Origin of the sequence: Rhodococcus sp. DN22, from assembly GCF_036669995.1 — a bacterium.
GTDB lineage: Bacteria > Actinomycetota > Actinomycetes > Mycobacteriales > Mycobacteriaceae > Rhodococcus_F > Rhodococcus_F erythropolis.
In genome coordinates, this window is sequence record NZ_CP133326.1 from 3094733 (window position 1) to 3106512 (window position 11780).

Genomic DNA, 11780 nt, shown 5'->3' on the forward strand with positions numbered 1-11780 from the left:
ATGAGTCACATCGACCGATGAACCCCACGTCCGCGTCGTGCACACACGGATTCGGAGTATGCGTGGGTCAAGTTGCACACCAGAATCATGGTCAAAGGAGCGAATTGTGACTGTCCGGGTTGGCGTAAACGGTTTCGGCCGTATCGGACGTAACTTCTTCAGGGCGGTGGATGCGCAGAAGGCGCTCGGAACCACCGATATCGAGATCGTGGCAGTCAACGACCTGACTGACAACGCGACGCTCGCTCACCTGCTGAAGTACGACTCCATCCTCGGCCGTTTGCCGTACGACGTGTCGCTCGACGGTGACGACACGATCGTCGTCGGCGATCAGCGCATCAAGGCCCTCGCACACCGTGGCCCGTTGAACGAACTTCCCTGGGGCGAGCTGGGCGTCGACGTCGTCGTCGAGTCCACCGGCATCTTCACCGACGCCGCAAAGGCCAAGGGACACCTCGAAGCCGGCGCCAAGAAGGTCATCATCTCGGCTCCGGCCAAGGGTGAAGACATCACCATCGTGATGGGCGTCAACGACGACAAGTACGACGGCAGCCAGAACATCATCTCCAACGCGTCGTGCACCACCAACTGCCTCGGCCCCATCGCCAAGGTTCTCGACGACGAGTTCGGCATCGTCAAGGGTCTGATGACCACGATCCACGCGTACACCCAGGATCAGAACCTGCAGGACGCTCCGCACGCAGACCTCCGTCGCGCCCGCGCAGCTGCCCTCAACATCGTTCCCACCGGTACCGGTGCAGCCAAGGCAATCGGCCTGGTTCTCCCGCAGCTGCTCGGCAAGCTCGACGGCTACGCACTGCGCGTGCCGATCCCCACGGGCTCGGTCACCGACCTCACCGCGAACCTGAAGAAGTCGGCCACCGCCGACGAGATCAACGCCGCGATGAAGGCTGCTGCCGAAGGACCCCTCAAGGGCATCCTGAAGTACACCGACGCACCGATCGTCTCCTCGGACATCGTCACCGACCCGCACTCGTCGATCTTCGACTCGGGTCTGACGAAGGTCATCGACGACCAGGTCAAGATCGTCTCCTGGTACGACAACGAGTGGGGCTACTCCAACCGCCTCGCCGACCTCATCGGCCTCGTCGCCAAGTCTCTCTGAGCGGAGTTTCGATAACAGTGGCAGTTCAGACGCTGAAGGATCTGCTGGACGCTGGGGTCGAGGGGCGCACCGTACTGGTGCGTTCCGACCTCAACGTCCCGTTGGATGGCGTAGAAATCACGGACCCGGGTCGCATCGTCGCGTCCGCTCCCACCCTGCGGGCACTCGCCGAGGGTGGAGCGAAGGTCATCGTGACCGCGCACCTCGGGCGCCCCGACGGTCAGCCCGATCCCAAGTTCTCCCTCGCACCGGTTGCCGCGAAGTTGGCCGAAATCCTCGGTCGCAACGTGCAACTCGCCGGTGACGTCGTGGGACAGGACGCGCTGGCTCGTTCCGAAGGACTCACCGACGGTGACGTCCTGATGCTCGAGAACATCCGTTTCGACCCTCGCGAGACCAGCAAGGACGAAGCCGAGCGGGTCAAGCTCGCCAAGGCTCTCGTCGAGCTGGTCGGTGACGACGGCGCATTCGTCTCCGACGGATTCGGTGTTGTTCACCGTAAGCAGGCGTCGGTCTTCGACGTCGCGAAGCTGCTCCCGCATTACGCCGGATACCTGGTCGGCGCCGAGGTCGAGGTGCTCGCCAAGCTCACGCAGGACGCGGCGCGTCCGTACGCGGTGGTGCTCGGTGGCTCCAAGGTCTCGGACAAGCTGGCCGTCATCGAGGCACTGGCGCCGAAGGTCGACACTCTGGTGATCGGCGGCGGAATGTTCTACACGTTCCTCGCGGCTCAGGGTGTGTCCGTGGGCAATTCGCTGTGCGAAGAGTCCATGATCGAGACCTGCAAGGATCTCCTCGACCGGTACGCCGACGTCATCCACATCCCTCAGGATGTTGTCGTCGCGGACTCCTTCTCGGCCGATGCCGAGTCGAAGATCGTTCCGTTCGACAAGATTCCCGACGGCTGGATGGGTCTGGACATCGGACCGGAGTCGGTCAAGCGTTTTGCCGCGATCCTGACCGGCGCCAAGACGGTGTTCTGGAACGGCCCGATGGGCGTGTTCGAGTTCCCGAAGTTCGAGGCAGGCACCCGCGGTGTCGCCGAGGCAATCGTGGAGGCAACCGAGAAGGGCGCCTTCAGCGTCGTCGGCGGCGGCGACTCCGCAGCAGCCGTTCGTCAGCTCGGTATCCCGGACGAGGGCTTCTCGCACATTTCCACCGGTGGTGGCGCTTCCCTCGAGTACCTCGAGGGCAAAGAGCTGCCTGGCATCGCAGTACTGGAAGGCTGATCCGACATGGCACGTAAGCCGTTGATCGCCGGCAACTGGAAGATGAATCTGAACCACCTCGAGGCTATCGCCCTGGTGCAGAAGATCGCTTTCTCCTTGCCTGCGAAGTACTTCGACAAAGTGGACGTCACGGTCATCCCGCCGTTCACCGACATCCGAAGCGTCCAGACGCTGATCGAGGGCGACAAGCTCCTCCTCACATACGGCGCGCAAGATGTCTCGGCTCATGACTCGGGTGCGTTCACGGGCGAGATCAGCGGCTCCATGCTGGCCAAGCTCGGTTGCACCTTCGTCGTGGTCGGTCACTCCGAGCGTCGCACCCTTCACGGTGAGACCAACGAGACCGTCCTCGCGAAGACGAAGGCTGCTCTCAAGAACGGCCTCACGCCGATCGTGTGCATCGGCGAAGGCCTCGAGATCCGCGAAGCGGGCGAGCATGTCGCCTACAACGTCGACCAGCTCAAGGGTTCGTTGGCGGGCCTGAGCGCGGAGGAGATCTCCAAGATCGTCATCGCGTACGAACCTGTCTGGGCCATCGGCACCGGCCGTGTCGCTTCTGCCGCCGATGCACAGGAAGTGTGTGCTGCGGTACGAGCAACAGTGGCCGAACTTGCCGACGCCGAGGTCGCGGCCGGCGTTCGCGTTCTGTACGGCGGTAGCGTCAGCTCCAAGAACGTCGGAGAGATCGTCGGCCAGGCCGACGTCGACGGCGCTCTTGTCGGCGGCGCGTCACTCAAGGCTGACGAGTTCGCGACACTGTCTGCGATCGCTGCAGGCGGTCCACTCCCGTGATGATCGGGTAGTGAGCTGAAACTGCTCGAGACTAAGACTGCGGGTGTGTGACCGACTAGGTCACACGCCCGCAGTTTTTTGTTCGCGAGTCAGGTCAGGAGTTTGGTTTCCAGAGCGCCGACGAGTTCGGGAGCAAGCTCCAACCCGGCGGTCAGATAGTTCTCAACGGTTCCGTAGTGGTGCTCGACCTGCTCGAAGGCAGCGCCCAGGTAACTCGCGTCGACGGAAAGCAGCAACCGGATCACCTCGCCCTTGTCTGCATCTGTGGCAGCGGCGATCTTCGCGACTGTTGCCTCGATGTACTCGGCCGAGTACGTGTTCGTGAGCAGGTAGTCCGCCGTGATCGTTTCGCGCGGTACACCAGCGAGTGTCTGCAGTAGTGCTGCCGCCCAACCTGTTCGGTCCTTGCCCGCCGTGCAGTGGAAGAGTTGCGGCCCCGCGGTGGTCGCCAGGGCGGCGAACAACTGCGAAAATCCGTTCCGAGTGACGGGGTCTGCGACAAAGCTGCGATTGATGTTCTGCATGAAAGCTGTTGCAGCGTCCGCTGTTCGGAGAGCCATCGCTTCGGCGTGGATGTTTCCGGACAGGATGGGAATGTGGGCGTACATCGCCGGCGCCGGCACGATGTCGGGAGTTTCGTTCGCCTCGGTTTCGGAGCGCACGTCATAGACGGCGGTCAGCCCCAGCGATTCCACGATTGCAAGATCCTCGGGCGAGGGCGTCAGTACGTTTGCACGGTAGAAGACTCCGCGGCTCATCGCCTGTCCGCTGGTCGTGACGTACCCGGGGCCGGCCACGTCGCGGAAGTTGTGAATCGAAGCCAGACGCGGTGTGTCAGGCAGGGGTGTGTCGGGCAGGGCAGTGTTGGGCAGGGCAGTGTCGGAAAGCATGGAGCCGGCCTTTCGGAGGTAGAGTCGCGTCAACTGAAAAACTACTGAATCGGTATCTCGACAGTGTGATCGATGCCACTGACCAAGAGTCGTGCCTGGCCGGGTGCAAAGTCATGTGCGAGGCGGGTATGTGGTCAGGCTATCTGCGCGCGCCTGTATGGTGTTATCGGTTGTAGTTGTCCCTATTGGATTGGTGGACGTAGACAGACATGAAACTGTTCCTGGATATCCTGCTGGTCATCACCAGCTTGCTCCTCATCGCCTTGGTGCTCCTGCATCGCGGTAAGGGCGGCGGTTTGTCGAGTCTGTTCGGTGGCGGTGTCCAGTCCAGCCTGTCCGGATCGACTGTTGTCGAGAAGAACCTCGACCGGTTGACGGTCTTCACCGCGTTGATCTGGCTCATTTCGATCGTCGGCATCGGCCTGGAGATCAAGTTCGCCTGATTCTCGGCTCATGACTTACAGCCGGTAGTTTTTCACACACGAATTTCAGACACGGAACCCCGCCTATCGAGCGGGGTTCTTTGTTTCGGTCGATAATTGTGTGATGACTGAAACCGCGTCGCATCGAGAAACACCGCGAGAGGCCACCGAGCCGCTGCGCGAAGACATCCGGCTTCTCGGCGGAATACTCGGACAAATAGTGCGAGAGCAAGCCGGCGACAATGTGTTCGATCTGGTCGAGCGAGCCCGTGTCGAGTCGTTCCGAGTCCGTCGTTCGGAGATCGATCGCGCCGAACTGGTGTCGCTGTTCGCCGAAATCAGTACGGACGACGCCATTCCCGTCATCCGGGCGTTCAGTCACTTCGCACTGCTCGCCAACCTGGCCGAGGACATCCATCGCGAGCGTCGACGGGCCATCCACGTCAACGCGGGGGAACCGCCCCGCGACAGCACTCTCGCGGCCACGTACACCAAACTTGATGCAGCCGATATCGATTCGGCCACCGTCGAAGAAGCGCTTCGGGGCGCTCTGGTCTCACCCGTCATCACCGCTCACCCGACGGAGACTCGACGCCGTACGGTGTTCGAGACGCAGAGTCGGATCACCGAGTTGATGCGATACCGCGAGCGCACGGCGCTGAGCGTCGCAGAAACCGCTGATGTCGATCTGCAATTGCGCCGTCAGATCCTGACCCTGTGGCAGACGGCTCTGATCCGGCTCAGCCGCCTCCGCATCCAGGATGAAATCGAGGTAGGCCTGCGCTACTACGACGCAGCGTTGTTCGAGGTGATTCCGAAGATCAACGCCGAGGTTCGCAAAGCTCTGCGCACTCGTTGGCCGGACGCCGGGCTCCTGCCGGAACCGATCCTGAGGCCGGGTTCGTGGATCGGCGGTGACCGAGACGGCAATCCGTACGTGACCGGCGAAATCGTCCAGCGCGCCACGTCGCGCGCTGCGGCGACTGCTCTCGAGCATCACCTCGAGGAACTCGAACATCTCGAGCGTGAACTGTCGATGTCGGCGCGGCTGGTTTCCGTCACGCCCGAACTCGATCTGCTGGCGTCTACCTCCGGCGACGACTCTGCCTTCAGGGCCGACGAGCCGTACCGTCGCGCGATTCGCGGTATCCGCGGGCGCTTGAGCGCCACAGCACTGACGGTACTGGGGGAGTTGCCCGCCCACGGGTCCGACGACGGACTCGAGGCGTACACCGACCCGGCACAGTTGCAGCGGGATCTCGGAATCATCGACACCTCGTTGCGTCGTTTCGGTGACGAGACCATCGCCGACGATCGACTCGATCGGCTCCGAGAAGCGGTGGAGGTGTTCGGCTTTCACCTGTCCGGTCTGGACATGCGGCAGAACTCCGAGGTACACGAAAGCGTCGTCGCAGAACTTCTGGCGTGGGCCGGAGTTCACCCGGACTACGCGTCCTTGCCGGAAGCCGATCGAGTCGAATTGCTGTCGGCCGAGTTGACGACGCGGCGACCACTGACTTCGCCGGACGCCGAGTTCAGCGAATTGACCACCAAGGAACTGGCCATCATGGCGGCCGGTGCCAAGGCAGTGCGGGTTCTCGGAGCGGGTGCGGTACCCAACTACATCATCAGCATGTGTACCTCGGTCAGTGACATGCTCGAGGCTGCAGTGCTGCTCAAAGAGGTCGGGGTGCTCGATCCGGGCGTCGGTAGCGAGCCCTCGTGCCCGATCGGCATCGTGCCGTTGTTCGAGACGATCGAGGATCTGCAGGGCGGCGCCGACACATTGCTGGCGACGCTCGACATCCCGATCTATCGTGCGATCGTCCGTTCCCGTGGTGACAGTCAAGAAGTGATGCTCGGGTACTCCGACTCGAACAAGGACGGCGGGTACCTGGCAGCCAACTGGGCGCTGTACCGTGCCGAACTCGACCTCGTCGATGCCGCGCGTAAGAGCGGAATCAGGTTGAGGCTCTTCCACGGCCGCGGCGGAACCGTCGGACGTGGCGGCGGACCGAGTTACGAAGCGATTCTGGCTCAGCCTCCCGGTGCAGTCGCGGGTTCTCTGCGAATCACCGAGCAGGGTGAGGTGATTGCGGCCAAGTACGCCGAACCGCGTCTGGCACATCGCAACCTCGAAACACTCATCGCCGCGACTATCGAGTCGACGTTGCTCGACGTCGAAGGACTCGGCAGCGATGCCGACGCTGCCTACGCGGTACTGGACGAGCTCGCGGCCCTCGCCCGCACCGCGTACAGCGAATTGGTGCACGACACACCAGGATTCGTGCAGTACTTCGAAGCGTCGACACCGGTCGCCGAGATCGGGGCACTCAACATCGGCTCTCGTCCGGCCTCTCGCAAGCAGACCAAGGCGATCTCCGACCTGCGAGCGATTCCCTGGGTGCTCTCGTGGAGTCAGTCTCGCGTGATGCTTCCGGGTTGGTACGGAACCGGCGCCGCGTTCGAAAGATGGATAGACGGAGACGATACTCGGCTTGCCACGTTGACGGCCCTGTACGAGAAGTGGCCGTTCTTCCGAACCGTGCTCTCGAACATGGCCATGGTGATGTCGAAGTCGGATCTCGGTTTGGCGGCCCGGTACGCGGACCTCGTGCCCGACGCCGAACTGCGCGATCGAGTCTTCGGAATGATCACCGACGAGCACGAACGCACAATTCGCATGTACAAGGCAATCACGGGCAACGAGAACCTCTTTGCCGACAACTCGGGCCTCGAGCGTTCGGTCCACAACCGGTTCCCGTACCTCGAACCTCTCAACCATCTACAGGTCGAGCTGATCCGTCGGTACCGTTCCGGCGACGAGAGCGATCAGGTGCGTCGGGGTATCCAGCTGACGATGAACGGCCTGGCCACTGCGCTTCGTAACAGTGGCTAGGTAACAGCGGCTGGTTCTGCAGGTTTACCAGGGTGTGCGTGCGGCGACTCTAGAGCTGTCGCACGCACACCCAACGCTGCGCACCGGACCGAACGGGGACCGCAGTGGATCTGCAATTGGACGGACGAACTGCCGTCGTTACCGGCGCGGGAAAAGGTATCGGGTTGGCGATCACTCGGGCCCTGGTGGCCGAGGGAGTCCACGTCGTCGCGGGCTCGCGGACGCTCTCGCCGGAACTCGAATCGCTGCAGTCCGGCGGCGCCGTCACCTTTGTCGGCGTCGACCTCGCGAGTGTCGAAGGATCAACCCGACTGCTCGAGGTTGCAGCAGCGAGGGGCGGCGTCGACATCCTGGTCAACAACGTCGGCGCCGTCACCCCGAGAACGAGCGGTTTCGCGGCCATCACGGACGAAGAGTGGGCGGCGTCGTTCAATCTGACGTTCTTGTCTGCTGTACGCACTGTTCGCGCTGCGCTGCGGGAGTTGATCCGCCGAGGTGGAGGGAGCATCGTGACGATCAGTTCGGTCAACGCATTCTTACCTGACCCCACGGTGATCGACTACAGCGCCGCCAAAGCGGCATTGACCAACTTCTCGAAGTCGTTGTCGAAAGAACTGGGCGGGCAGGGGATCCGCGTCAATACCGTCAGCCCTGGCCCGGTGCAAACGGAGTTGTGGCTCGGCAAGCACGGAGTGGCCTCGACGCTGGCGAAGGCGAGTGGATCAGCCGCCGACGACATCGTCGAAAGCGCCGCGGCCGGAGCCGAGACTGGGCGGTTTACCTTCCCCGAAGAGGTTGCCGACCTGGTGTTGTTCCTCGCCAGCGATCGTGCGGGGAACGTGACAGGCGCGGATTTCGTGATCGACGGCGGTCTGATCAAGACCTTGTGATCATTGCTGCCTGAAACCTGATCATGTGCGCGACGGTCGACGACGTGATGCACAGGATCACTGCGGACGCGATGACCACCCACAGTCCCCACCCGATGGACGGTCCGGCAGTGTGCCCTGCGAACTCGGTACTACGTCGCACGATGGACGCGGCGTTTCCGACGGCAACGATCAATACCGCGATTCCGACCAAAGGGCCGGTGCAGTGATTCTTGATCTCGGGCGTGACGTCTCGAACCATGAGGGTGATCAACGCGGTCACCGCGCACAGAGCGAGGACGAGAGTGATCGCTCCGCATTCGTCGACACCACTGTGGTCCAGCGCAGAGGATGACGTCCACGGGCCGAGGCTTCCGGCGACGATCCCGGCGCACGCCCAGAGCGATCCGATGAGGCTAGGTCCGAAACGGTCGGGCATGAGGGAGGGAATTGCGCGGGTCGACGGCGTCTGAAACCCGAAGGCGCGTTGGTGATCCGGCTGATTGGGTGTGAACGTCACGCGACGGACCACCTTTCCTCCGCGGCGTCGAGCCGCCCAATCCAATGCTTTTCCGGAGTCTAAGGGCCGCCCAGTTCACTTTTGCCGAATCGAGCGAAATTGATCGAACCGGCGCTAGGGCTCGAGCAACTCGGCGTGAGAATATTCGTTGCGGCCCGCACCGACGAGGCGCTTACTGATCAAACGGCGTCGTGAACGACACTGGTTTGCCGGCGGCGCGCGCGTACGCGATCTCTCGGCGCGTGGACTCACCGATGTATCCGCGAGGGTTGACGACCAGAACCCGATCGGCGAGGTCGATCTTGCGCAGATGGAGCGCGTCGAGCAGGTTCTTCTGCTCGACAGAGACCGCCTCGTCTGCTTCAACCGGCGCGACGACGATCACGCCCGCGAACGTCAGGTCGCGGTTCGCCTCCCGCATCTCTTCAGCGAATCGCGCAGAGCCGCAGATACAGACAATCTCAGGTCGATCGGGCACGGTTCAGTCTCTCATCGACGCGAGAGCCCGCGGCCACACCAGTCTCGTCAGATATCTTCGGCAACGCACCCCAGCTGTCAGTGAACGAAGTCCAGAGCTTCCTTGATCCACGCGTTGAATTCGACGTTCGAACTCGTCCCGGTTCGGTCGACGACGATCCATCCCTTGCTCATCGGCTTACCCCGCATCTCGGGCCAGCTTGCACCCTTGTGCGTCAGAAGCTCGTCGACTCGATCGGGGTCACACCGAACCATGATGTTGCCGTGTGAGTTCGCACTGGCGGCCAGCTTCCCGTTCACCATGAAGCTCAGCCCACCGAACATCTTTACTTCCTCGACGTCGTCCTCGCCCGAGAGCGCATCGCGGATACGCTCAGCCAGCGCTTTGTCGTATGCCATGGAGGCCTCCTGGGGTGGAGTTCCAGGTTAGATCAGATGGCGCAGGTACGTGTGCGGGTCGTGAAGGAACCGCTGCCAGTTCGAGACCAGATCGAGGTCCTCCCAGCTCGAGGCTCGGATTCCCCATTCGCCGATCTCGAGCAGGTTGGCGTTCGGCAGCGCCGCGATGATCGGCGAGTGCGTCGCGATCACCGCCTGCGCGCCGGATTCCACCAGCTCGCCGAGCAGCGCGGCCAGTGTCAGGGTCCCCTGGAAGGAGAGTGCGGCATCGGGTTCGTCGATGAGATAGAAGCCGCCGTCGGAGGTCCTCGACGACAGGATCTCGAGCAGCGCCTCACCGTGGGAGAGGTGATGGTAAAGCGGTTCAGGTCGCTTGGGATTGGGGTTGTCCTCCAAGTACGTGTACAAACCGTGCAGGGTTTCGTCTCGGAGGTAGTACGCCCACTTCGATGCTCCGGGACTCCGCTCGAGCACAAGGTCGAGGCCGCCCGGTTCACTCGATCGAGTCTGATGCCGCGTATTGGTCGACCCGCCTTCGGCGTTGAGACCGAGAACGGCGGCAATAATTTCGATGACGGTCGACTTTCCCGCTCCGTTTTCGCCGACCAGAATGGTGACACCCGGTGGTAGCTCGAGACCGTGCTGAACGATCTGCGCGACTGCAGGCACCGTCATCGGCCAGCTGCCTACGTCGGCGCCCGACGATGGCCCGGCCTTGATGCGGCGGATGGGTTGTCTCTGCACGGCCATACGTTCTCACAAGGCTCCGACGAGAACGGACGTTAGTGGCGCTGCGCGAGCAATTCGACGATCTGAGCCACGAGATCGAGAGGGATCGGTTTGTTCAGCGGGAACTTCACCGTTGATTTCGCAGCCCGGTAAGGGTCGACGGACTTCTCGAACTCGGCGTCACCCGCCGGGAGCGGGTACATCGAGATGTGGTTTTTCCAGCCTGCGAAGTGAATCAGGTTCTTTCCGTGCACCGTCATGGTCGGCATCTGATAGCTGATGGTCTCATCGAGGCCTGGAACCGTGTTGTGAATCGTCTCGCGGATACTCTCGAGGGCTGGTTGCACGTCGGTGGGAAACGAAGCGATGTATTCGTTGATCGTCGCGAATTCGGCCATGCGCGGATCATAATCGCAGCCGGATTCATTTGGTCCGCCAGAAATCGGGGCGGCTGCCGTCCGCGTCGGTGAACCCGTATTCCGTTCCGAGTTCGCCTGAACTGACCGATCGCTGATTCCATCGCTGTCGATTCGGATCGGCAGCGATGGCCGCGATCGCACGTCCGATGAATCTCGGTGACTCGGAGCGTGCGAAATCCGCGGGCGCAGTCGGACCATCCCGCTCCGGCAACAAAGCGTCACGCCAATTCGATTCGCCGACACCAAAATTCTCGAGCATCATCTCCGATCGCAGGAACCCGGGAGTGATGGCGACGGCAGTACAGCCGAACGGGGCAAGTTCGTGGCCTTGCGAAAATGCGAGCCTGTTCACGGACACCTTGGCCAAGTCGTAGAACACCGAGATGCGATAGTTCGATGCGTTGTATTCGGTAGTGCCATCGGTTATTTCGGCGACCAGTCCGCCTGGCCGATCAGTCATGAGCGGCAGGAGGTGGTGCGACGTGGTGATGTGGGTGTCGATCGCCAGACGCAAGATGTGAAACCCCTTGTCCAGATCGTGTTCCCATACCGGCGTGTTCCACTCCGCCGGCCCACCCTTGAGTAATTCCGCGCCCCAGATGTCGTTGACCAAGATGTCGATATGGTGATAGTCGATTCGCAAGCGTTCGGCGAGATCAGCCACTTGTTTGCTCTTGAGATGATCGACGGCAATCGGCACGCCGACGCCGCCCAGCTCGGTGACCAGCTCTGCCGTCTCTTCGATGGTCTCTCCGCGCGGATAGTCCGACTGAAGAATTCCGGCAGATGTGCTCCGGCCAGTGCAGATGACGGTTGCACCGGCCTCGCCCAAGGCCGCGGCGATTCCGCGTCCGGCGCCCCTCGTCGCCCCGGCAACTACAGCCACTCGCCCGCGAAGTGCGTCCGGATTCGGTGTCCACGACATTGTTCGATTGTTCTCGCCTGGATTGCTTCGTTCAAGAGTGAACGCGATCTGCGGAACCGAACCTTACTTCGCGGCGTCCAAGGT

13 protein-coding genes are annotated in these 11780 nt (G+C 62.2%); 6 read left to right on the top strand and 7 right to left on the bottom strand.

From position 1 onward, the window contains the following. Positions 1-106: 106 nt before the first annotated feature. From gap to tpiA, 3 genes are read left to right on the top strand one after another with little or no spacing between them, the layout of a single operon-like run. Positions 107-1126: a type I glyceraldehyde-3-phosphate dehydrogenase gene (gap, locus tag RA302_RS14335; protein WP_003944851.1), complete on the top strand. Its 1020-nt coding sequence runs from the start codon at positions 107-109 to the stop codon at positions 1124-1126. Positions 1127-1143: 17 nt separating this feature from the next. Beyond that, positions 1144-2355: a phosphoglycerate kinase gene (locus tag RA302_RS14340; RefSeq protein WP_030536414.1), complete on the top strand. Its 1212-nt coding sequence runs from the start codon at positions 1144-1146 to the stop codon at positions 2353-2355. A 6-nt stretch (positions 2356-2361) separates the two neighbouring features. Then, positions 2362-3147 carry a triose-phosphate isomerase gene (gene tpiA / locus RA302_RS14345; RefSeq protein WP_030536413.1) on the top strand — a complete coding sequence of 262 codons (786 nt, stop codon included), beginning with the start codon at positions 2362-2364 and terminating at the stop codon, positions 3145-3147. A gap of 89 nt (positions 3148-3236) precedes the next feature. Here the strand turns inward: tpiA and RA302_RS14350 are convergent, their stop codons facing one another. Further along, complete coding sequence (locus RA302_RS14350) at positions 3237-4037, bottom strand: tyrosine-protein phosphatase (protein ID WP_030536412.1); 801 nt, start codon at positions 4035-4037, stop codon at positions 3237-3239. 209 nt (positions 4038-4246) lie between these two features. Between RA302_RS14350 and secG the strand changes: the two genes are divergently transcribed. From secG to RA302_RS14365, 3 genes are all read left to right on the top strand, one after another. After that, on the top strand, positions 4247-4480 hold the full coding sequence (gene secG, locus RA302_RS14355) for a preprotein translocase subunit SecG (protein ID WP_003944946.1): 234 nt from the start codon (positions 4247-4249) through the stop codon (positions 4478-4480). 103 nt (positions 4481-4583) lie between these two features. Then, positions 4584-7358: a phosphoenolpyruvate carboxylase gene (ppc, locus tag RA302_RS14360; RefSeq protein ID WP_030536411.1), complete on the top strand. Its 2775-nt coding sequence runs from the start codon at positions 4584-4586 to the stop codon at positions 7356-7358. 104 nt (positions 7359-7462) lie between these two features. Then, positions 7463-8248 carry an oxidoreductase gene (locus RA302_RS14365; RefSeq protein WP_030536410.1) on the top strand — a complete coding sequence of 262 codons (786 nt, stop codon included), beginning with the start codon at positions 7463-7465 and terminating at the stop codon, positions 8246-8248. Here RA302_RS14365 and RA302_RS14370 read toward each other — a convergent pair. From RA302_RS14370 to RA302_RS14395, 6 genes are all read right to left on the bottom strand, one after another. After that, positions 8235-8747: a hypothetical protein gene (locus RA302_RS14370; protein WP_230587563.1), complete on the bottom strand. Its 513-nt coding sequence runs from the start codon at positions 8745-8747 to the stop codon at positions 8235-8237. The genes RA302_RS14365 and RA302_RS14370 overlap by 14 nt on opposite strands. 172 nt (positions 8748-8919) lie before the next feature. Beyond that, positions 8920-9168 (bottom strand): hypothetical protein, encoded by a 249-nt coding sequence (locus RA302_RS14375; protein ID WP_207624530.1) that lies wholly within the window; start codon positions 9166-9168, stop codon positions 8920-8922. A 134-nt stretch (positions 9169-9302) separates the two neighbouring features. Next, positions 9303-9623, bottom strand: coding sequence for a TfoX/Sxy family protein (locus RA302_RS14380; RefSeq protein ID WP_003944891.1), 321 nt, complete (start codon positions 9621-9623; stop codon positions 9303-9305). 27 nt (positions 9624-9650) lie between these two features. Beyond that, a complete protein-coding gene (locus RA302_RS14385) occupies positions 9651-10373 on the bottom strand; it encodes an AAA family ATPase (RefSeq protein ID WP_003944997.1) in 723 nt (240 codons plus the stop codon). A 32-nt stretch (positions 10374-10405) separates the two neighbouring features. Next, positions 10406-10750, bottom strand: coding sequence for a DUF1801 domain-containing protein (locus tag RA302_RS14390; RefSeq protein WP_030536407.1), 345 nt, complete (start codon positions 10748-10750; stop codon positions 10406-10408). Positions 10751-10775: 25 nt separating this feature from the next. Then, positions 10776-11696, bottom strand: a complete 921-nt coding sequence (locus RA302_RS14395) for an SDR family oxidoreductase (RefSeq protein ID WP_030536406.1) — start codon at positions 11694-11696, stop codon at positions 10776-10778. Positions 11697-11780 lie beyond the last annotated feature (84 nt).